Origin of the sequence: Streptomyces sp. SPB162 (assembly GCF_029504575.1) — a bacterium.
Lineage (GTDB): Bacteria > Actinomycetota > Actinomycetes > Streptomycetales > Streptomycetaceae > Actinacidiphila.
Genome location: NZ_JAQFII010000001.1, coordinates 436549 through 457079 on the forward strand (window position 1 = coordinate 436549; position 20531 = coordinate 457079).

Here is a 20531-nt window from a genome sequence, read left to right on the forward strand (position 1 = left end):
CCCCTCGGGCCTACGTGGCCGGTTCGGGTGCCGGCATGTGTTCCAGCACGTCGAAGTCCAGACGGAGTTCGGGGAGCCGGAGGACCCGTAGCAACGGCGGGTGGGTGCAGAGCAGGCGCACCCGTCCCTCCCTGGCGACCGCGCGGCTGCGGGCGCGCACCAGGGTGGTGATGCCGCTGCCGTCGAGGAACTCGACCTGCCGCAGATCGATGAGCAGGTCCGGGTGGCGGCCCGCGGTCAGGGAGTCCAGGAAACGGGTGAGGTCGGGGGCGGTCAGAAGATCGATCTCGCCGCGGAGCGGCACCACGGTGCAGTCACCGTGGGTGTGGGTGTGGTCCGGTGCGAACACGGGCGTGCTGGACTCTTCCACGACGGCTCCCTCGGATACGGGACGATCGTGCAGGGGCACCGACAGGGTCAGGGTCGACGCGAGTTACCGTACGTGCGCTCGACACGATTCGGACCTTGTTCGCGAAAGCGATGCGTGGGCAATACCAGTGTGGTAGGAAACGAGTTCCTACGCCGCGCCGACCCACCACAGCACCCCTCCGGGCCCGTGGCCCGCGGGACGGTCAGGCGCAGTAGCGGATCAGCCAGTCGTTGTCGGGGTCACGGCCGAACCGCGGGTCGCTCGGCGCGTTCGACGGGCTCTCCTCGACCATCTGCTCCGGCAGGACGCGCTCGGGAAGCCGCCCGAAGCGGGCGGCCCGCCCTCCGGCCGGGGCGTCGACGGGACGCTGCCCGTCTGGGCCCTGCCTGCTGGAATGACCCGCTCGTTCGTGACGTGTGTTCATGGCGACCTCGGACTCGGCTCGGCACAGCTGGGAGCCCGCATGGCTCCTACCGCGCCAACGAACCGCGCGCCCCGGAGATTCCCCGGCCGACCCCTCCCACGCCGCCGACCCCGCCCACCCCGGCCGGGACCCGCGTCAGCCCATGCGGGAGAGCTTGTCGGGGTTGGTCACGAAGTAGATGCCCTGTACCTGGGCGCTGCCCGGGACCAGTTCGACGACCAGTACCGCGAAGGGCGTTCCGGCGCGGAACAGCACCGCCGAGGGGTCCCCGTTGATCCGCTCGTAGCGGATGTCCAGTCCGCGGCCGGCGCGGCCGGCTCCGGCGTGCAGGACCCTGGCCACCTTGTCGCGACCGTGGACCGGCCGCCGCCCGGCGGCCGTGGCCTTGCCTCCGCCGTCGGCCCACAGCGTCACGTCGGGCGCCAGCAGTGCGAGCAGCGCTTGCAGGTCGCCGCCGGACACCGCCGCGGCGAACCGCTCGGTCACCTGCTGCCGCAGCCGCGGGTCGGCCCGGTAGCGGGGGCGCCGGGCGTGCACGTGCTCCCGGGCGCGGTGCGCGAGCTGGCGGACCGCGGCGGGCGTGCGGCCGAGGATGTCCGCGGTCTCGGTGTGGGCGTAGCCGAACAGCTCGTGCAGGACGAACACCGCGCGTTCCAGCGGGGTCAGGGTCTCCAGGACGACCAGCAGCGCCATCGACACCGACTCGGTGCGCTCGGCCACGTCGGCGCCGTCACTGGGGGCGGGCACATCGGCGAGCGGGGTGATCAGCGGCTCGGGGAGCCACGGTCCGATGTACGTCTCCCGTCGCCGGCTGATCACGGCCTGCCGGGCGAGCGCCTTGTTCACCGCGATCCGCACCAGGTACGGGCGTGGAGCCGCGATCGGCTCCGCACCGGGCGCTCCCGCCCGGGACGTCCAGGCCAGCCAGGTCTCCTGCAGCACGTCCTCGGTGTCGGCGACGCTGCCGAGCATGTCGTAGACGATGGAGAACAGCAGCTCGCGGTGGCCGACGAACACCTCCGTGGCGTCGTCCGCCGTCGTTGCGCGGGCACGGTCGGCGGGCGGGGTGTCGGACATCGGGGGCCTCCTGTCGCTGGTAGCACCCGAGAGCGGTGCGGACGGCCGGAGTGTGACATCCGCACCGGCCTACCGGGCGGTATCAAAGGGGGCGTGACCCCTCGACGCGGGGGTACGCGACGAGCGACGAGTGTCGCCCGCGAGACCCGGAGGTGTGCCGTGGATTCTTCCCGCCTGCTGCTGAACGCCGTTGTGCGCGTCGTCTGCCCGCGGTGCTACCGCGCCAGGTGCATCTGCGCGAAGCGGGGGCAGTGCGCGTACTGACCGGCCCGCTCCCGGCGGGGCGCCCACGGTGTCAGTCCTCGACCTCGATGGCGCCCGCCGGGCAGCACGCGACCGCCTCCTCCACGGCGGACCACGCGCTTTCCGGCGGAGCGCCCGGCAGAAGGACCACCCGCCCGTCGTCGTCCGCCTGGTCGAAGACCTCGGGGGCGGCCAGGACACACAGGCCCGAGCTGCAGCACAGGGAACGGTCGACGGTGACGCGCACGGGGTACTCCTTCACAACAGGGGGGTCGGGCGGTGTCCGGCGCAGGCCCGGCTCACCAGGCCACGGGCAGCTGGAAGAGTCCGAAGATCGCCATGGTGTCGCGGAACGACAGCTCCCCGGTGGGGACGGCGATGCGCAGCCCCGGCAGCCGCCGCACGATGCCGGTCAGGGCGATCTGGAGTTCCAGGCGGGCCAGCGGCTGGCCCAGACACTGGTGGACGCCGAAGCCGAAGGCCAGATGGCGGCGGCCGGGACGCCCCACGTCGAGCCGGTCCGGCTCGGGGAAGGCCCGTTCGTCCCGGTTGGCCGCGGCCAGTGAGACGAGCACGCCGTCGCCCGCCCGCACGGTGACGCCGCCGATCTCCGTGTCGGCCAGCGCCACCCGCGGCAGCCCGGTGTGCACGATGGTCTGATGGCGCAGCAGTTCCTCCACCGCTCCGGCCACCCGGCCCGGATCGGCGCACAACAGCTCCCACTGGCGCGGATGTTGCAGCAGGTCCAGGACGGACAGCGCCGTCATGTTGGCGGTGGTCTCGTGTCCCGCGATGAGCAGCAGCAGGGCCATCCGGACGGTGTCGTCCAGGGTGAGTTCATCGCGGTCCGGATGGGCCGCGAGCAGCCGGCCGAGCAGGTCGTCCTGGGGATGGACGGCCTTCTCCTCCACCAGGTCCCGCAGGTAGCCGCTCAGCTCGTCGCGCGCGGCCCGCACCTGCTCGACGGGGGTGTGCTGGTTCAGCAGCACCCGGCTGCGGTCCTGGAAGAAGGCGTGGTCGGCGTAGGGCACACCCAGCAGTTCGCAGATCACGAGCGAAGGCAGCGGCAGGGCGAACGCGTCGACCAGATCCGCCGGCGGGCCGGCGGCGATCATGTCGTCGAGCAGGCCGTCCACCATGCGTTCGACGCGCGGTCCGAGCCGCGCGACGCGCTTGATCATGAACTCCTGCGTCACCATGCGGCGCCGGCGGTCGTGCTCCGGCGGATCCATCCGGATGAACGAGGGGGGCGAGTCGCGCAGGGCGGTCGCGGCCCGCGAGACGAACGGGAAGCCGTCACGGCTGGAATCGGCGCTGAACCGCTCGTCCCGCAGCACTTGGCGAGCCTCGGCGTGCCGGGTGACGAGCCAGGGCCTGCTGCCGTCCCAGAGCGTGACACGGGACGCGGGAGCCTGCTCGCGCAGTTCACCGAGAAGGGCCGGCGGATCCATCGGGCAGCCGCGCCGCGCCGGGAAGGCGGGGTCCACGGCACGGCCGGCGGACGGGCCGCCGGGGGACGGGGTGGCATCGGTGTGGGTCATGGAGAACGTGCACCTCCGGTGGGAGCCTCCGGGTTGATTGGTCGCCTGAGGAAACTAATTCGACCGTAGATCGTCCGCCCCGCAAGCGGTAGGGCGCCTTCCGGACAGGTGGATTCCCCGTCCCGGCTGCCCGCGCTTCCGCCGAGTGCCAGACTGGGCCCGTGATGGGGCACATTCCCGAGGAATCAACCAGTTTCGTCGGACGCGTCAGCGAACTGGCCTGCCTGGACGCAGCGTTGACCGGCCACCGGCTGGTCACCTTGACCGGTATCGGCGGCGTGGGCAAGACCCGGCTGGCGTTACGGGCGGCGGCCCGCGCCGCCGAACGATATCCCGACGGCGTGTGGTGGACCGACCTGTCGTCGCTGGACGGGGAACGGCTGCTGCTGGCGACCGTCTCGGACGCGGTCGACCTCGCCGACCACTCGTCCCGCATGCCGGTCGAGGCGCTGTGCGAATGGCTCGCCGGCAAGGAGATGCTGCTGGTGCTCGACTCCTGCGAGCACCTGGTCGACGGCTGCCGGGACCTCGTGGCGGATCTCCTGACCACCGTGCCGGGCCTGACCGTCCTGGCCACCAGCAGACAGCCGCTCGGCCTGGACTCCGAACACGTGGTGGACGTCCTGCCGATGCCGACCGACGGCGGGGACGCGCACTCCCTGTTCGTCGAACGGGCCACCGCCGCGGGATCCGCCGGCCGGCTCACGGAGCCCGGAGCGGACGCGGCCGTCGGCATGATCTGCCGCCGGCTGGAAGGCATCCCCCTGGCCCTGGAGCTCGCCGCGGCCCAGGTCGGCCGGGCCACCGTCCAGGAGGTCGCCGAACGCCTGGGCTCCCGCTTCGACCTGGTGAGCCGGTCCCTCGCCGTGTGGCCGCAGCGGCACCGCACCCTGCGGACCACGATCGGCTGGAGCCATGAGCTCTGCCGGCCGGTGGAGCGACTGCTCTGGGCGCGGCTGACCGTCTTCCGGGGCGGCTTCGACCTCGAATCGGCCCGGTCGGTCTGCTCGGGCGGCCCGTTGAGCGCCGAGGCCGTCGGCTCGGTGCTGGAACGCCTGGTGGCCCAGTCGGTGGTCCGCCGGGACGGCGGGCGCTACCGCATGCTGGACACCATCCGGGAGTACGGCCAGTGGTGGCTCCGGGCACTGTCCGAGGAATCCGCGCTGGCCGACCGCCACGCCTACCACTACCTGCGGCTGGCACGTCAGGCCGACGCGGGATGGCTCAGCGCCGACCAGGCCGGCTGGTACCGCTGGGTCAGCGCGGAACGCACCGACCTGTGCACCGCCCTGGACCACCTCCTGGCCACGGACCCCCGGCACGCTCTGGACCTCGCGGGTCTCATCGGGTTCTTCTGGAGCGGCTGCGGACTCCTCCACGAAACCCGCGAATACCTGGAACAGGGACTCGCCGGGTACCGGACGCGCGGCCCCGAACGGACCCGGGCCCTGTGGGTGCTGGGACTGACCGTGACCCTGCAGGGGCAGTACGAGGACGCCCGGCGGCTGAGCGTGGACGCCGCGCGCGCGGCCTGGGAGGACGGCGACACCGAGGCGGTGGTCGCGGCGGCCAACATCAGCGGCCTGATCTCCGTGCTGACGGGGCAGCCGCTCGCCGCGCGGGTGACCTCCGACCACGCCCTGGAGGTCGGTCCCGGCCGGTCCTTCGTCTCGGCCGCCCGGTTCCGCTGCCGGCTGGTCAAGGTCTTCGCCCTCATCGGACTCGGCAAACTGCCGGAGGCCCGGGCCGAGGCGGAAGCCCTGCGCGAACGGTGCGTGGAGCTCGACGAGTGCTGGACCCGCTCGTACCTCGACTACCAACTCTCCATCGTCGCCCTCCTCGCGGGCAATCCCACCGCCGCGGCCTGCCACGCCCGCACGATGCTCGACGGCAAGCGGCTCCTGCGCGACAACTTCGGCATCGCCCTGGGACTGGACCTGCTGGCCGCCGCCATCGCGGCCCAGGGCGAGGGCGAACGGGCGGCGGGGGTCTTCGGCGTCGGGCAGGCCTTCTGGCGCACGGTCGGACATCCCCAGCGCGGGACACCGGAGTTGGGCCCGATCCGGGCGGAGTGCGAACGCACGGCCCGCGCCCGGATCGGCGACGAGGCCTACGAGCGCGCCTTCCGGCGCGGCGCCGCCGCGGACCTGCAGACCGCCCTCGCCTCCGTGCTGGACGCCGCCTCCCCCATCGAGGCCTGATCCGGACCGCCGCACCCCCGGGATGGCATCCTCGGCCCATGAACGCACCGCGGGTCATCCCGATGAGCACGGCGCACGCGCCCGACGTCCTGGCGATCTACCAGGCCGGGATCGACGAGGGCGACGCCACGTTCGAGACCGCGGCGCCGGACTGGGCGGCCTTCGACGCGGCCCGGCTCCCCGCCCACCGGAGGGTCGCGCTCGACGGGGACGGCGGCGGTGTCCTGGGGTGGGTGGCCGTCTCACCGGTCTCCGGCCGCCACGCGTACGCCGGGGTGGTGGAGCACTCCGTGTACGTCGACCCCCGGGCCCGCGGGCGCGGGGTCGGCGCCGCCCTGCTCGACGCGCTGGTCGCCTCCACCGAGGCGGCCGGCGTCTGGACCATCCAGTCCGGGATCTTCCCGGAGAACACCGCCAGCCTGCGCCTGCACGACCGGGCGGGCTTCCGGGTGATCGGCACCCGCGAGCGCATCGCGCGGCACCGCGGCGTCTGGCGGGACGTGGTGCTGCTGGAGCGGCGCAGTCCCGTCGTCGGCTGACTCCCGACATCCGTGGGGCCGCTGCACCGAAGGCCCAAAAGCCCCGGTTCAGGACGGCGGGGGCGGACAACGAGGGCAAGGTCACAGTCGTGGGCCTGCCCTGTCTTTAGCGGCTGCCCTAGCCTTTCCCCATGACGGTCCTGCCTGATCACGGACTCCCTCTGGCCGACGAGTTCCCCGACGCTTCCCGCGAGCAGTGGCAACGCCTTGTCGAAGGCGTACTGCACAAAGCGGGCACAGCGGTCCCGGGCACCCCGGCCGAGGAAACGCTGTCCACCACGCTCCAGGACGGGATCGCCACCCGTCCGCTGTACACCGCGCAGGACAGCGCCGCGGAACCCGGATATCCCGGTTTCCCGCCGTTCACCCGCGCCGGACGGCCGGAGGGCACCGCGCGCGCCGGGTGGGACGTACGCCAGCGGCACGCACGGCCCGATCCGAAGCGCACCAACGAGGCCGTACTCGCGGACCTGGAGAACGGCGTCACCTCGCTGTGGCTCCTGGTCGGCGGCTCCGGCCTGCCCGTGTCCGCGATCCCGGCGGCCCTCGAGGGCGTCTACCTCGACCTGGCACCGGTCGTCCTGGACGCCGGCCCCGAGTTCGACGCCGCCGCCCGTGAGCTGCTGAGCCTCTACGAGACGCGCGACGTGCCGGCGCACTCGGCGCTCGGCAACCTCGGCGCGGACCCACTGGGCCTGGCCGCCCGCACCGGGCAGCACTCCGGGTACGGGACATGGGCCGCGGCGGCCGCCGAGCTGGCCGCCCTGTGCCACCGGGAGTACCCCGGGCTGCGGGCCCTGACCGTGGACGCGCTGCCCTATCACGGAGCGGGCGCCTCGCCCGCGCAGGAACTGGGCGCCTCCCTCGCCACCGGCGTCGCCTACCTGCGCGAGCTGACCTCCGCGGGGCTGACCGTCGACGCGGCCCTCGGCCAGCTGGAGTTCCGTTACGCGGCCACCGCCGACCAGTTCCTGACCATCGCCAAGCTGCGCGCCGCGCGGCGGCTGTGGGCCCGGGTCGCCGAGGCGAGCGGGGCGGCCCCCACCGCGGGGGCGCAGCGCCAGCACGCCGTGACCTCGCCGGTGATGATGACCCGCCGTGATCCGTGGGTGAACATGCTGCGCACCACCGTCGCCTGTGTGGCGGCCGGGGTGGGCGGCGCCGACACCGTCACCGTGCTGCCCTTCGACGACGCGCTCGGCCTGCCGGACGACTTCGCCCGGCGGATCGCCCGCAACACCTCGTCGATCCTGATGGAGGAGTCGCACCTGGCACGGGTCATCGACCCGGCGGGCGGCTCCTGGTACGTGGAACAGCTGACGGACGAACTGGCGCACGCGGCCTGGTCCTGGTTCCAGGAGATCGAACGCGCCGGCGGCCAGGCCGCGGCCCTGCGCTCCGGGCTGATCGCCGAGCGCCTGTCGGCCACCTGGGAGCAGCGGTCCGCGGACCTCGCCCACCGCCGCGAGCCGATCACGGGGGTCAGCGAGTTCCCCCACCTCGCCGAGCAGGGGGTGGAACGCGAGGCCGCTCCCGACGCGCGGCTCGACGGCGCCGGCGGCGGACTGCCCACGGTCCGGCGCGACGACGCGTTCGAGGCGCTGCGCGCCCGCTCCGACGCGCACCTCGCCGCCACCGGTTCCCGCCCGCGGGCCTTCCTGGCCGCGCTGGGCCCGGCCGCGGCGCACACCGCACGGGCGAGCTTCGCCGCCAACCTGTTCCAGGCGGGCGGCATCGAGACCGTCCAGGACCCGGTGACGGTCGACGCGGCGACGGCCGCCGAGGCGTTCACGCGCAGCGGCGCCACCGTGGCCGTCCTGTGCTCCAGCGACAAGCTGTACGCCGAGCAGGCCGCGGACACGGCGGCCGCCCTGGTCTCGGCCGGCGCGCTGCGGGTCTTCCTCGCGGGACGCCCCGGCGACGAGCAGCGGGAAACGTATCTTCGGGCCGGAGTCGACGAGTTCGTCTTCGCGGGCGGCGACGCGGTCGCCGTCCTCGCCTCCGTCCTCGACCGCATGGGAGTGGCGTGATGCAGGGCAGCACGGGACAGCCGGGACCGATTCCGGACTTCACGGAGATCGGCCTGGAGCCCGAGGGCCCGGCCGACGGCGGCGGCGTCACCGGGGAGCAGTGGCGGGCGGCCGTGCGGGAGAGCACGGGCAAGGACGACGAGGACCTGCTCTGGCAGACCCCCGAGGGCATCGCCGTCAAGCCGCTGTACACCTCCGACGACCTGGCCGGTCTCGACTTCCTGGAGACGTATCCGGGGATCGCGCCGTACCTGCGCGGGCCGTACCCGACGATGTACGTCAACCAGCCGTGGACCATCCGGCAGTACGCCGGCTTCTCCACCGCCGAGGAGTCCAACGCCTTCTACCGGCGCAACCTCGCGGCCGGTCAGAAGGGGCTGTCGATCGCGTTCGACCTGCCCACCCACCGCGGCTACGACAGCGACCATCCGCGGGTCACGGGCGACGTCGGCATGGCGGGCGTGGCCATCGACTCCATCTACGACATGCGGCAGCTGTTCGACGGCATCCCGCTGGACCGCATGAGCGTGTCGATGACGATGAACGGCGCGGTGCTGCCGGTCCTCGCCCTCTACATCGTCGCGGCCGAGGAACAGGGTGTGCCCCCCGAGAAGCTCGCGGGGACCATCCAGAACGACATCCTCAAGGAGTTCATGGTCCGCAACACCTACATCTACCCGCCGCAGCCGTCGATGCGGGTGATCTCCGACATCTTCGCGTACACCTCGCAGAAGATGCCGCGCTACAACTCCATCTCCATCTCCGGCTACCACATCCAGGAGGCCGGGGCCACGGCCGACCTGGAGCTGGCCTACACGCTGGCCGACGGCGTCGAGTACCTGCGCGCGGGGCTGGAGGTCGGTCTGGACGTGGACGCGTTCGCGCCCCGGCTGTCGTTCTTCTGGGCCATCGGCATGAACTACTTCATGGAGATCGCGAAGTTGCGGGCGGCCCGGCTGCTGTGGGCCAAGCTCGTCAAACAGTTCGACCCCAAGAACCCCAAGTCGCTGTCACTGCGCACCCATTCGCAGACGTCGGGCTGGTCGCTGACCGCGCAGGACGTGTTCAACAACGTGCCGCGCACCTGCGTCGAGGCGATGGCCGCCACCCAGGGCCACACCCAGTCGCTGCACACCAACGCGCTGGACGAGGCGCTGGCGCTGCCCACCGACTTCTCCGCCCGCATCGCCCGCAACACCCAGCTGTTCCTGCAGCAGGAGTCGGGCACCTGCCGGGTGATCGACCCGTGGGGCGGCAGTGCGTACGTCGAGAAGCTCACCCATGACCTCGCCCGGCGCGCCTGGCAGCACATCGAGGAGGTCGAGGCCGCGGGCGGCATGGCGAAGGCCATCGACGCGGGCATCCCGAAGCTGCGCGTCGAGGAGGCCGCGGCCCGCACCCAGGCCCGCATCGACTCCGGGCGGCAGGCGCTGATCGGCGTCAACAAGTACCGCGTGGGCACGGACGAGAAGATCGACGTCCTCAAGGTCGACAACTCCTCGGTGCGCGCCCAGCAGATCGAGAAGCTGCGGCGGCTGCGCGCGGAGCGCGACGAGAGCGCCTGCCAGGACGCGCTGCGTGCGCTGACCGCGGCCGCCCGGGACGGGAACCGACCCGGCGGCGGCCTGGAGGGCAACCTGCTCGCGCTCGCGGTGAACGCCGCGCGCGCCAAGGCGACCGTCGGTGAGATCTCCAACGCCCTGGAGGAGGTGTACGGACGGCACGTCGGCCAGATCCGTACCATCACCGGTGTGTACCGAGACGAGGCAGGAACGTCACCCGGCGTGGAGCGCACCCGCAAGCTGGCGGACGCGTTCGCCGACGCGGAGGGCCGGCGCCCGCGCATCCTGGTCGCCAAGATGGGCCAGGACGGCCACGACCGCGGCCAGAAGGTGATCGTCACCGCCTTCGCCGACCTCGGATTCGACGTCGACGTCGGCGCGCTGTTCCAGACGCCGGCCGAGGTGGCCCGGCAGGCGGTCGAGGCCGACGTGCACATCGTCGGTGTCTCCTCGCTCGCGGCCGGCCACCTGACGCTGGTGCCGGCGCTGCGCGAGGAACTCGCCGAGGCGGGCCGGGAGGACATCACGATCGTCGTCGGCGGCGTCATCCCGCCACAGGACGTCGAGACCCTGCACGAGGCGGGCGCCGCCGCGGTGTTCCCGCCCGGCACGGTGATCCCGGACGCCGCGTACGACGTGCTGAAGAACCTGGCCGCCGCTCTCGGCCACGAGTTGTGAGCCGATGGCACCCACGATCGACATCGACGGTTACATCAAGGGCGTCCTCGACGGGTCGCGGCCGCACATCGCCCGTGCGATCACCCTCGTCGAGTCCACCCGCCCCGCCCACCGCGAGCTGGCCCAGCGGCTGCTGACCGAGTTGCTCCCGCACTCGGGAACGGCCCGCCGGGTCGGCATCAGCGGGGTTCCCGGCGTGGGCAAGTCCACGTTCATCGACGCGCTCGGCACCCTGCTCACCGGCCTCGGCCACCGGGTCGCGGTACTGGCCGTCGACCCGTCCTCGACCAGGACCGGCGGCTCCATCCTGGGCGACAAGACCCGGATGGAGCGCCTGGCGGTGGATCCGGCGGCCTTCGTGCGGCCCTCCCCCACCTCCGGCACGCTGGGCGGCGTGACCCGGGCCACCCGCGAGTCGATCATCGTCATGGAGGCGGCGGGCTACGACGTGGTGCTGGTCGAGACCGTGGGTGTCGGCCAGTCCGAGACGGCCGTGGCCAACATGGTCGACTCCTTCCTGCTGCTCACCCTGGCCCGCACCGGCGACCAGCTGCAGGGCATCAAGAAGGGCGTCCTGGAACTCGCCGACCTGGTCGCCGTCAACAAGGCCGACGGTCCGCACGAGCGCGAGGCCGCCTCCGCCGCCCGGGAACTGGCCGGCGCGCTGCGGCTGCTGCAACCGCTGGACGCCGGCTGGACGCCGCCCGTGCTCACCTGCAGCGCCCGCGAGAACAGCGGACTCGACGCCGTCTGGGAGCGCCTGGAGCAGCACCGGAAGGTGCTGCTGACCGATGGCCGGCTTGAGGCGAAGCGGCGCGACCAGCAGATCGAGTGGACCTGGTCCATGGTCCGCGACCAGCTCCTCGCCCGGGTGCGCGAGCACCCGGACGTACGCGGTCTGGCGCCCGCCGTGGAACGGCAGGTCCGCGAGGGCACGCTGACCGCGACGCTGGCCGCCGAGCGCCTGCTCGCCGCCTTCCAGCCGCCGGACGGCGGCTGACCCGCCGCGGCGGGCGTCAGGCGCAGCCGGCGGTGCGGGACAGCTCGTCCTCGTACAGCAGCGGGGTGTTGTTCCTGGCCAGCCACTGCCGGTACGTGGCGGCCCCGGCGGCCGCCTCCCGGTAGGCCGCCGCCAGGTCGGCGTAGAGCGCGTCGACCCCGTCGGTTCCCACCCCTCCGGGGGCGCCTTCGGGCAGCGCTCGGGAGGCCACGAAGAGTTCGACCGCTATCGGGTCGCCGCGCAGCGGCCGGATGGCCATGCCGTGCCGGGGCTGCGAGGTCGGCTGGCACGGCGCTACCGCCTCGCCGGCGGCGACCATGTCGGCGGCGGTGAGGTAGTCCCCGTACGCGACCCTCGGCGTGAAACCCGAGGCGCGCAGGGCCCGCTGGACACCGTCCCACTCACCGTCGACACTCGGGTCGACCATCCAGCGGTCGCCGGCGACGTCCGACAGCGACACCACGCTCTTGCGCGCGGCCGGATGGTGCGCGTGCAGGGCGATGAACTGCGGTTCCCGCGCGACCAGGACCCGCCGTTCGAGGCCGTCCGGGATCCGCAGCGGCGCGCCCTCGACCTCATGGACGAACGCGACGTCGAGCTGGTTCAGCGCGACCATCTGCAGCAGCGCGTTGGCCGACACGTCCACCCGGATCGTGGTCTCCGCCTCGGGCAGCCGGGCGTGCACCCTGCTGACCCAGCCGGCCATGGCGCGGCTCGCCGTGCCGCCGATCCGCAGGTGCGGCCCCGCGGCCCTGACCACCGCCGCCTGGGTCTCGGCCACCAGCGTGTTCATCTCGGCGACGAGGGGCCGCGCCCGGCACAGGACCGTCCGCCCCAGCGGCGTCGGGCGGCTGCCCGTGCGCTCCCGGGAGAACAGCTGGCCGCCGAGCGCGCTCTCGATCCGTCGGAGCTGTGTCGTCAAGGACGGCTGGGTCATCCCCAGCTGCCGCGCCGCCTTGCGGACACTGCCCGTATCGGCGATGGCGCACAGCGCGCGAAGGTGCCTCACCTCGAGCTCCATGAGCGGAGGATATGGCGGCGTCCGCACGTCGCACCAGGGTCCCGAATCGCAGCAATACCCGTCTTTCGCGTACGAGTTGGCCTCCCCGTTTCGGGTGATGTCGCCGGCCTATCGGCCCCTGACATCATCCGCGGCGGCGTGCGCCTCCCGCACACTCACCGGCATCAGCAGTTCATCCCCCAGCCCCGGTCGCCGTTCCCCCCAATTCAGCTCCACCCGACGGCGATCGACGGCTTCTCGGAGGAGAAGGAGACCCCCCATGCGATACCCCAAGGTGCTGCTTTCGGCAGCGCTGGGCATCGGCCTCGCTGTGAGCCTGGGCACCGTGCCCGCCATCGCCGCCGCCCCCCAGTCGGACCGGACCGCGGACGCCTCGGCGTCCTACGCCGCCTACGCCGGATCGAACGAGAACGCCGCTGCCAACAAGGCGTTCTTCGAGGCGGTCCAGCGGTCCGTCGCCGCCAAGCGGGCGGCCAACCCCGCGCTGCAGACCGTCACACTGATCTACAGCACCGGCAGCGCGCCCTCGTTCAGGTCCCAGATATCGCGCAGCGCGCAGATCTGGAACGCCGCGGAGAAGAACGTGAAGCTCCAGGAAGGCAGCAACGCGGACTTCGCGTACTACGAGGGCAACTCCAGCCAGGGTTCGTACGCCAGTACCGACGGACACGGCAACGGCTACATCTTCCTGGACTACCGGCAGAACCAGCAGTACGACTCGGTCCGTGTCGTCGCGCATGAGACCGGGCACGTGCTCGGCCTTCCGGACCACTACTCGGGCCCGTGCAGCGAGCTGATGTCGGGCGGCGGCCCGGGCACCTCCTGCCGCAACGAGGTCCCGAACGCCACGGAGCGCGCCCGCGTGGACCGGCTGTGGGTCAATGGCCTGGCCGCCGGGATAGCGGCACGCGGCTGATCCACCTCGCCCGACGGCCCCGAGGTCCCCGCGCCGCACAGCGCGGGGACCTCGCGGCGTTCCGCGCCATGGTTCACGGACCGGCCGGCCGGCGGCGCACCCAGGTGAGGACGACGACGGAGGCGGCCGCGGCGAACGCGCACCAGGTGGAGATGAACTCCAGCTGCCAGGCCGCCGCGCAGATCACCGCCCCGGCCGCGACGAGTCCGCCGAGCAGCCACAGCCACCGGTCGCCGCTCAGCAGCAGGGAGCCGATGGTGGCGAGGAGGTAGCCCGCGATGATCAGCGACGGTCGCGGCAGGTGGACGCCGTAGCCGACGGTGTGGCCGCGGACCTCTGCGGTCACGGTCCCGGTGGCGAGGAAGTACGCGAGCGCCATGGCGGTGACCAGCCCCACTGCGGCGGGAAGCGCCAGTAACCGCCGTGCGCTCCCGGGCGCGGCGAGCAGGACCCCGAACGGCACCAGCACCGGCAGCACCGGCAGGGCGATGACGGCCCAGGCCGTGGTGTCCGGCCCCGCGCCGCCGTCGGTGCGCCAGACGGACGCCTCGATGATCTGGTGGGCGCCGAGGAGCAGTGGCAGCGCCGCGAGCGGCAGATCGCGGGGCTGCCGCACCCGCGCCACGCAGGCCACGCCGATCGCGGCGATCCCGGCACCCGCCACGAGGTCGGCGGTCGCGCTCCAGCACATGACGTCATCCCGGGTTCGGCGGAGGAAGGGGCAAGTACACCGTTCGCCACCGTACGTCCCGGGAGGCGGCAGACGGCTCAGGCGCCCCGCCCCTCCCCCGTCAGCCCGCCACCGCGACCGCGAGGGCGGTCTGGCACTCGGCGAGTTGGCCCTCGATGGCGTCGCGGTCGGCGCCGGTCAGGTCCAGGGCCCGCCGGTAGTCCGCGATGGCGGACCGCCAACTGCCCGCCGCCTGGTGCGCGAAACCGCGGTTGTACAGCAGGTCGGCGTCGTCCCCGGTCACCGACAGGGCGCGCGTCAGGTCCTCGACGGCCGCGGCGTGGTCACCGGCCTCGTAGTGCAGGACGGCGCGGTTGGCGAGCGCCGCCGAGCGCAGCGGGTCGGCGGCCAGCGCCGCGTCGAAGGCGCGCAGGGCCGCGTCCGCGTCCTCCTGCTCCATGGCGAGCAGTCCCCGCGCGCACAGCAGGTCCGGTTCGCCCGGGTGCAGTTCCAGGCCCTGCGCGAGGTGCGCGGCGGCGTGGTCCGTGTCACCCGCGTCGATGAGCAGGGAGACGAGGTTGACCCGTGCGGCGAGGTAGTCGGGTTCGAGCTCCAGCACGTACCGCAGATCGCTCAGCGCGCCGTCGGTGTCCCCGGCGGCCGCGCGGGCGTCGGCCCGGTTGTAGTACAGCTCGTGGATGGGCGGGGTGAGGGTGGCGGCCGTGTCGTAGTCGGCGAGCGCCGCCTCCAGGTCACCCCGCCGGTACTGCAGCGCGGCACGGTCGCAGTAGTACTCGGGGTAGTACGGGTCGAGCGCGAGGACGCCGTCGAAATCCTCCAGCGCCTCGTCCAGCCGGCCGAGGGCCACGTTCACCTGGGCCCGGTTGTGCAGCAGCACCGAGCGGTGCAGCGACTGCGCGCCCGGCTCCAGTTCACGGTCCAGCCGGGCGAGTCCCTCGGTGACCAGCCGCAGGGCGGTCTCCGGGTGGCCCCGGCGCAGTTCGACCAGGGCCAGTCCGTTCTCGTGGAAGACGGTGTGGAAGGCGCGGTCGGCGGGGTCGGGAAGCTGCTTGGCGATGGCGATGGAGTTGTTGACGTACTGCTTCGCCAGATCCGAGTCCTGCCGTTCGACGGGGTGGATCCGCGTGTACAGCATGGCCAGGGCGTAGCTGGAGACCATGTGCACCACCGGGTCGGCATACCGGCCGCGCAGCTCGCGGTAGATCGCCTCGGCCTCCTCGGTGCGTCCCAGTGCTCCCAGCGCCTGGGCCGTCTTGCCGCCGGCCACGCAGTACAGCCGCTCCTGCGCCACCGGGTCGAAGCTCTCGCGTCCTTGGGTGGCGAGTTCGATGGCCGCGTCGTAGTAGCCCATCCGCAGGCAGTAGTCGGCGGCGGTCAGCAGGTCGCGGCACTCCTCGTCGGTCCGGGCGCCCGCGTGCGCGCGGTGGTAGGCGATGGCGCCGAGCCGCAGGCTCCAGTCGTCCTCCTCCTCCAGTTCGACGGCGCGGACACGGTGCAGTCCTGAGCGCAGCCGGGGGTCGGCGTTCCGGTAGGCGGCCGCCTCCGCCGGGTCGTCGCCGGTGCCGTCGGAGGTGATGTACGCCTGGAGGAGTTCGTTCGGGACGCGGGTGTCGGGCGCGGTGGGCGCGGCCGGCAGTTCGGTGCGCAGCGTGTGGCGGCCCAGTGCTTCCGCCAGGGTCTCGGGGAGGTCCGGGTCGGCACCGGTGCCGATGGCGAGCGTGAGGACCTCGGTCCTGGCGCGGCGCAGCAGAACCGCGATCAGCTCCTGATCGGTGGGGTCGGCGGCGTGCAGGTTGTCGAACAGGACCAGTTGCGGCCGGCCCGCGCCCGTGCCGGCGTCCTCGGCCCAGGCGTTGAGGAACTCGGTGAGTCCATGGGCGATCCTGCGGGTGCGCAGGGGCGAGTAGTACCGGGTCCGTTCGGTCGGCGACGCCAGGGACGTCAGCGTCTGCGGCGGCGCGTCGACGGTGTCCTTGAGTTCGGGCGCCACCGACAGGATCTCGATCGCGTGCCGGGCGACGAGCGCGGGTCTGCTCCGCAGCACGTCGGGCACGATGGCGCGCAGCAGGCTGCCCGCCGCGGTGTACGGTCCGCGCAGCCGTCGGTGGCAGTCGACGGTGGTCAGGTGCCCGGGGGCGGCGAGTTCTCCGGCGGTCGCGGCCCGCACCGTGCGGTCGGGTCCGCTGAGCCAGTGGTGGCGGGGCGCCTGGCGGTTGCTGGTCATGCGGTGGGTTCCTCTCTGCGGGCGCTCTTCCTGGCCGGCAGGAGGAACGGCAGGGCGAATTGGGCGAGGATCACGGTCACGGAGCCGATGGAGTCCCAGAAGTGCGGGTCGGTGCCGCCGTCGCCGGTCAGCCCGGCGGCCACCCGGGTCGTGAACTCCACCAGCGCCGGGATGATGGCCAGGGCAGCCCAGCCGAACAGGAGGAGGACGCCGCCGATCATCGCGGGCGCGTACCACCGCGCCACCGCGGCGTCGCGCGGCGACCAGGGCCCCGCGTCGGCGGGCCGGGGGCGCACACCGGGCACCCACCGCCACTGCCGGCGCAGCCGGGCGGTCGCCGCTTCGTGCAGGTCCGTGCAGCCCAGCACCGTCGTCACCAGGTAGTAGAGGTCGGTGCGCAGGAAGAAGAAGAACTGCCAGGCGATCCTGAACAGGGTGGGGAAGGCGAACGCCAGGGCGAGGCGGCCCGGCCAGGACAGTCCGCCGTCGGCGGCGTCGGCCGCGGCGGCCAGCGTCAGGGCCGAGAAGAGCAGGACGTCGGCGAGGACCCCAGCGGTGAAGGGCAGGTAGCGGCGCCGGCTCGGTACACCGAGCAGGCCGTCGAGATGGGTCTCCAGGACGAGGAAGTACATCCGTCGACCGACGGTCATCCGGGATCCGACGCCGAGCCGGCGGGAGGCCAGGACGTGGAACATCTCGTGCCACAGCAGGCCCGGTATCTGGCCCAGCAGCAGGACGAGTTGCGTGAGCAGCAGCGAGTCCGCCAGGAAGATCGCGTGGGGGTGCGGGCGGGCCTGCGGCTCCCGCACCATCGCCATGACCCCGGCGGCGGTCAGCGCGGCGAAGACGATCCAGGCCGCGGGCGAGAACAGCCACCGGCCCAGCCGCTGGTAGCGCACCGTGCCCAGCCGTGCGGTGTCCTCACCCTCGGAGCGGACGAATCCGCAGTCGTCGAGGGTACTGAGGAAGTCGGTGATGTCGACCGGCTCGCCGTAGGTCTCCTGGTACCAGTGGGCGGCGGCGGCCGTCTCCATGCCGGCCATGAGGCGTCGCAGCAGTGCGGCGCCGTCCGCCGGGAAGGTCACGTAGGACTCGATGTCCGGGCGTCCGACCGTGACCTCGTCGCGTTCGGTCACGAAGGTGAGCTCATGGAATTCCGGGTGCGGTGCTGTCATCACACGTCTCCTGCGACGGCCCGAGCCCGCGCACGGGAGGGCTTCCCGCGCACGGGCCACCAGCGGGAACTCAGATCAGCACCAGGGCCAGGTCCCGTACTGGGACGAAGCCGAGGTCAGCTTGACCGGGCCGTTCTTGCGCACAGTGATCTTCTTCATGACATCACCTCCTCCGGCGGAAGGTGATGACCGTGTACGTTCACACTTCAGAGACACTCAGGTCCTGCGGGATCCCCAGCTCAGCACGGTGTGCGCGACCGGCGACACACCGTCATACGGAAGCAGTGACAGTCAGTTCTGCGGCCCGTCGAGCACCACGTCGTAGCAGATGAAACCGCGGTGGCGGGCGATCTTGTCATACAGGGCACGGGCCTGCGCGTTGTCCTGGCGGGTGTGCCAGTACAGCCGCGGCACACCGCGCTCCCGCGCCGCGTCGGCCACCTGCTCGATGAGGGCCCGGGCCGCCCCCCGCCCCCGCGCCGCCTCGTCGACGAACAGGTCCTGCAGGTAGCAGGCACCGGCCGACCAGACGTTGGCGTGGAACAGGTAGTGCGCGATGCCGACGACCTCACCGTCCAGGCGCGCGGCGATCCCGTACAGTTCACCGCCGTTGATCAGCCGCTGCCACGTCTCCTCGTACCCGGCGTCGGGCACCACCGTCTCGTAGAACGCCTTGTAACCGCGCGCGAGCGCTTCCCATTTCACCCGGTCCCAAGGACGGAGGGGACTGATTTCGACCATGCCGCCATCCTGACACGGGCTGGTGGAACCCGGTCCCCTCACGCCGTCCGCCGCCGGGCTTCCCCCTGTCAGCGTGCGGCGCGGAACGCCCGGCCCGCCTCCGTCGCGACGGCGCCGCTGCGGAACAGCCCGCTGCTGGGAGCGGTGTCCGACGCCCCGAGGCCGAACCAGGCGTAGCGCTGCAGGTAGGGCAGACCCGCGAGCATCGAGGTCGAGGCGGTGACGAAGGATGCCTGCTGCCGGGGGGTGGGGAACCGGGTGCCGTGCGAGAAGTCGATCAGGGCGTACTCGGTCAGCCAGATCGGCTTGTGGTACCGGTCGTGGACGGCCTGCAGGTACGACTTCAGCCGGCTGACGGCATTGGGGGTGGAGAAGTCCCCGCCGTACCAGTGCAAGGCGATGAAATCGACGCGGTAGCCGCGGGCGGAGGCCCCGGACATGAAGCGGTCGAGCCAGCCGCCGGGGGTGTCGCCGCCGTAGGCGACGGCTGGGCTGCCGAGCGTCCGGCCGGCCGTGGTCAGCCGCGGCCACAGGGACAGCGCCTGCTCCACCGTCATGTTGGACTGCTCGGCCATGTCGGGCTCGTTGAAGCCGAGCAGGTAGGGGCTGGCGGCGCGGGCCTGCGCCAGGGCGGTGTCGGTGACGGAGGCGGCGCCCCAGATCATCGGGACGAAGCCCGCTCCGGATCCCGCGACCCCCGGGTGCTGCGTGGACCAGGTGTAGTACCAGCTCGCGCCGGACTGCGTCAGCGCCTGGTCCACCCCGGGGAACGTCCAGACGCCCACGCCCTTCTTCGACGAGCGCGCGACGGGGACGGTGGCCGCCGGCGCCGGGTGCCGGGACGGGGTGCCGGCCGCCGTGGGGGTGGGCGTGGGCTTGCGGGAGGAGCTGGGCGTCGCCGACGGCGGGACCGACGGCGTCGCGGACGACGGGGTGGCGGACGCCGACGTGGACACGGCCGGCGTGGGTACGGCGTCGGCGGCGAGCGGGACCGGGGGTTTCGCGGTCAGGTGGCCGGCGATCAGGACGCCCGCGACGATGACCGCCGCGGCCGCCAGCGCCGCCGCGCCGGCGACGGGCGGGCGCCGGAGGACCGACCTGGGGCCGCGCGGCGGCCGGGAGTGCGTCCTCCGCGACCTTCCGGGCGCGCCGCTCGAACCGAGCCCGTGCGGTACGGCGCTCTGGGGTGATGTGGCCGGAAGGACGCGTGCGGCCAGGTCGGCCGGCGGCACCAGCAGCGGCAGCCCGCCCAGCAGCCGGTTCATCGGCAGCAGCTCGCCGATCTGTCCGCCGCACGCGGCGCAGCCGCGTACGTGCCGGGCCAGCCGCTTGCGCCACAGCGGGCTGGGGGTCCCGTCCCAGTCCCGGGTGAGGACGCCCAGCTCGGCGCAGCCGCCCGGCTGTCCGACGTGGTGCAGCGCGCGCACCACCGAGCGGGCGGCCTCCATCTGCTCCTTCATCCGCTGCACGCGTACGGCGGCGTGGCGTCCGGACAGGCCGAGGGCGTCGGTCAGTTCGGCCCGGTCGAGTTCACCGGTCTGCTCCAGCCACCACAGGGCGAGCAGCTCCCGGTCGTCCCCGTCGAGCCAGCGGGTGGCCTCGGCCACCTCGCGGCGCTGGTCGGTCAGGCGCAGCCGCAGGATCGTGACGGCGGCGAAGTCGGATCCGGGGTCGGGCAGTTGCTCGGCGGTCTCCAGATCGGCGCGGCGATGGCGCGCGGCCCGGTGCTGCTGCTCCCGGTCGCGCACCTGGTGGACCGCGATGGCGACCATCCAGGACCGGAAGGACCGCGGGTCCCGCAGGTCGGGCAGTCCGCGCACGATCCGCAGCAGCGTCTCCTGGACCACGTCATCGACGTCGCTGTGCCCGTTCAGCGCCCGTCCGACGATGTTGTAGACGAGAGGGACGCAGTCGGCGAGCAGCTCGTCCAGCGCCCGCCGGTCGCCGCCCCGGGCCGCGATCACCGTGCCGGTGTCCGGTCCGCTCCGCTCGGTTCCTCGCATCGCGCTGCGCTCCCTGTCGTTCGCCCGTCGTCCCGCCCCGCGCCGTCCGCCGGGATCGGCACTTACCTGCCGTTCAGGAGACTCCCGCGCGGCGG

General features: G+C 72.9%; 17 protein-coding genes. 6 read left to right on the forward strand and 11 right to left on the reverse strand.

What is annotated here, in order from left to right:
* Window positions 1-10 precede the first annotated feature (10 nt).
* From M2266_RS02035 to M2266_RS02055, 5 genes are all read right to left on the reverse strand, one after another.
* Window positions 11-370 carry an STAS domain-containing protein gene (locus M2266_RS02035; protein ID WP_277436516.1) on the reverse strand — a complete coding sequence of 120 codons (360 nt, stop codon included), beginning with the start codon at window positions 368-370 and terminating at the stop codon, window positions 11-13.
* Between the two features lie 202 nt (window positions 371-572).
* Window positions 573-794, reverse strand: a complete 222-nt coding sequence (locus M2266_RS02040) for a hypothetical protein (RefSeq protein ID WP_277436517.1) — start codon at window positions 792-794, stop codon at window positions 573-575.
* Between the two features lie 135 nt (window positions 795-929).
* Window positions 930-1871, reverse strand: a complete 942-nt coding sequence (locus M2266_RS02045; protein ID WP_277436518.1) for a sigma-70 family RNA polymerase sigma factor — start codon at window positions 1869-1871, stop codon at window positions 930-932.
* 295 nt (window positions 1872-2166) lie between these two features.
* Window positions 2167-2361, reverse strand: coding sequence for a ferredoxin (locus M2266_RS02050; RefSeq protein ID WP_277436519.1), 195 nt, complete (start codon window positions 2359-2361; stop codon window positions 2167-2169).
* Between the two features lie 52 nt (window positions 2362-2413).
* Window positions 2414-3655, reverse strand: coding sequence for a cytochrome P450 (locus M2266_RS02055; RefSeq protein WP_277436520.1), 1242 nt, complete (start codon window positions 3653-3655; stop codon window positions 2414-2416).
* Window positions 3656-3819: 164 nt separating this feature from the next.
* Here M2266_RS02055 and M2266_RS02060 point away from each other — a divergent pair, with 164 nt between their 5' ends.
* The 5 genes from M2266_RS02060 to meaB all read left to right on the forward strand — a co-directional run bounded on the left by M2266_RS02060 (window position 3820) and on the right by meaB (window position 11665).
* Window positions 3820-5856 carry an NB-ARC domain-containing protein gene (locus M2266_RS02060; protein WP_277441036.1) on the forward strand — a complete coding sequence of 679 codons (2037 nt, stop codon included), beginning with the start codon at window positions 3820-3822 and terminating at the stop codon, window positions 5854-5856.
* A gap of 38 nt (window positions 5857-5894) precedes the next feature.
* Window positions 5895-6395 (forward strand): GNAT family N-acetyltransferase, encoded by a 501-nt coding sequence (locus M2266_RS02065; RefSeq protein WP_277436521.1) that lies wholly within the window; start codon window positions 5895-5897, stop codon window positions 6393-6395.
* Window positions 6396-6526: 131 nt separating this feature from the next.
* On the forward strand, window positions 6527-8425 hold the full coding sequence (gene mutA / locus M2266_RS02070) for a methylmalonyl-CoA mutase small subunit (protein WP_277436522.1): 1899 nt from the start codon (window positions 6527-6529) through the stop codon (window positions 8423-8425).
* A complete protein-coding gene (gene scpA, locus M2266_RS02075; protein ID WP_277436523.1) occupies window positions 8425-10665 on the forward strand; it encodes a methylmalonyl-CoA mutase in 2241 nt (746 codons plus the stop codon). The genes mutA and scpA overlap by 1 nt, the downstream gene beginning before the upstream one ends.
* A 4-nt stretch (window positions 10666-10669) precedes the next feature.
* Complete coding sequence (meaB, locus tag M2266_RS02080) at window positions 10670-11665, forward strand: methylmalonyl Co-A mutase-associated GTPase MeaB (RefSeq protein ID WP_277436524.1); 996 nt, start codon at window positions 10670-10672, stop codon at window positions 11663-11665.
* Between the two features lie 16 nt (window positions 11666-11681).
* On the opposite strand, the gene M2266_RS02085 is transcribed toward meaB, so the two are convergent.
* Window positions 11682-12686: a LysR family transcriptional regulator gene (locus M2266_RS02085; protein WP_277436525.1), complete on the reverse strand. Its 1005-nt coding sequence runs from the start codon at window positions 12684-12686 to the stop codon at window positions 11682-11684.
* A 259-nt stretch (window positions 12687-12945) separates the two neighbouring features.
* On the opposite strand from M2266_RS02085, the gene snpA reads away from it, so the two are divergent.
* A complete protein-coding gene (snpA, locus tag M2266_RS02090; protein ID WP_277436526.1) occupies window positions 12946-13602 on the forward strand; it encodes a snapalysin in 657 nt (218 codons plus the stop codon).
* 73 nt (window positions 13603-13675) lie between these two features.
* Here the strand turns inward: snpA and M2266_RS02095 are convergent, their stop codons facing one another.
* From M2266_RS02095 to M2266_RS02115, 5 genes are all read right to left on the reverse strand, one after another.
* Complete coding sequence (locus M2266_RS02095; protein WP_277436527.1) at window positions 13676-14293, reverse strand: DUF6629 family protein; 618 nt, start codon at window positions 14291-14293, stop codon at window positions 13676-13678.
* Window positions 14294-14393: 100 nt separating this feature from the next.
* Entirely contained in the window at window positions 14394-16517 is a 2124-nt protein-coding gene (locus tag M2266_RS02100) for a tetratricopeptide repeat protein (protein ID WP_277436528.1), read from the reverse strand.
* On the reverse strand, window positions 16514-17692 hold the full coding sequence (locus tag M2266_RS02105) for a hypothetical protein (protein WP_277436529.1): 1179 nt from the start codon (window positions 17690-17692) through the stop codon (window positions 16514-16516). Before M2266_RS02105 ends, M2266_RS02100 begins: the two co-directional genes overlap by 4 nt.
* A gap of 291 nt (window positions 17693-17983) precedes the next feature.
* A complete protein-coding gene (locus M2266_RS02110) occupies window positions 17984-18433 on the reverse strand; it encodes a GNAT family N-acetyltransferase (protein ID WP_277436530.1) in 450 nt (149 codons plus the stop codon).
* A 68-nt stretch (window positions 18434-18501) separates the two neighbouring features.
* The gene (locus tag M2266_RS02115; protein ID WP_277436531.1) at window positions 18502-20436 is read right to left on the reverse strand and encodes a sigma-70 family RNA polymerase sigma factor; all 1935 of its coding nucleotides are present in this window, start codon (window positions 20434-20436) and stop codon (window positions 18502-18504) included.
* Between the last annotated feature and the right edge of the window lie 95 nt (window positions 20437-20531).

Bases quoted from the DNA above. Each gene is read 5' to 3' on its own strand.
- M2266_RS02095 (WP_277436527.1), bottom strand. From the start codon at position 14,293: ATGTGCTGGAGCGCGACCGCCGACCTCGTGGCGGGTGCCGGGATCGCC.
- M2266_RS02100 (WP_277436528.1), bottom strand. From the start codon at position 16,517: ATGACCAGCAACCGCCAGGCGCCCCGCCACCACTGGCTCAGCGGACCC.
- M2266_RS02105 (WP_277436529.1), bottom strand. From the start codon at position 17,692: ATGACAGCACCGCACCCGGAATTCCATGAGCTCACCTTCGTGACCGAA.
- M2266_RS02055 (WP_277436520.1), bottom strand. From the start codon at position 3,655: ATGACCCACACCGATGCCACCCCGTCCCCCGGCGGCCCGTCCGCCGGC.
- M2266_RS02060 (WP_277441036.1), top strand. From the start codon at position 3,820: ATGGGGCACATTCCCGAGGAATCAACCAGTTTCGTCGGACGCGTCAGC.
- scpA (WP_277436523.1), top strand. From the start codon at position 8,425: ATGCAGGGCAGCACGGGACAGCCGGGACCGATTCCGGACTTCACGGAG.
- meaB (WP_277436524.1), top strand. From the start codon at position 10,670: ATGGCACCCACGATCGACATCGACGGTTACATCAAGGGCGTCCTCGAC.
- M2266_RS02115 (WP_277436531.1), bottom strand. From the start codon at position 20,436: ATGCGAGGAACCGAGCGGAGCGGACCGGACACCGGCACGGTGATCGCG.
- mutA (WP_277436522.1), top strand. From the start codon at position 6,527: ATGACGGTCCTGCCTGATCACGGACTCCCTCTGGCCGACGAGTTCCCC.
- M2266_RS02045 (WP_277436518.1), bottom strand. From the start codon at position 1,871: ATGTCCGACACCCCGCCCGCCGACCGTGCCCGCGCAACGACGGCGGAC.
- M2266_RS02085 (WP_277436525.1), bottom strand. From the start codon at position 12,686: ATGGAGCTCGAGGTGAGGCACCTTCGCGCGCTGTGCGCCATCGCCGAT.
- M2266_RS02040 (WP_277436517.1), bottom strand. From the start codon at position 794: ATGAACACACGTCACGAACGAGCGGGTCATTCCAGCAGGCAGGGCCCA.
- snpA (WP_277436526.1), top strand. From the start codon at position 12,946: ATGCGATACCCCAAGGTGCTGCTTTCGGCAGCGCTGGGCATCGGCCTC.
- M2266_RS02110 (WP_277436530.1), bottom strand. From the start codon at position 18,433: ATGGTCGAAATCAGTCCCCTCCGTCCTTGGGACCGGGTGAAATGGGAA.
- M2266_RS02065 (WP_277436521.1), top strand. From the start codon at position 5,895: ATGAACGCACCGCGGGTCATCCCGATGAGCACGGCGCACGCGCCCGAC.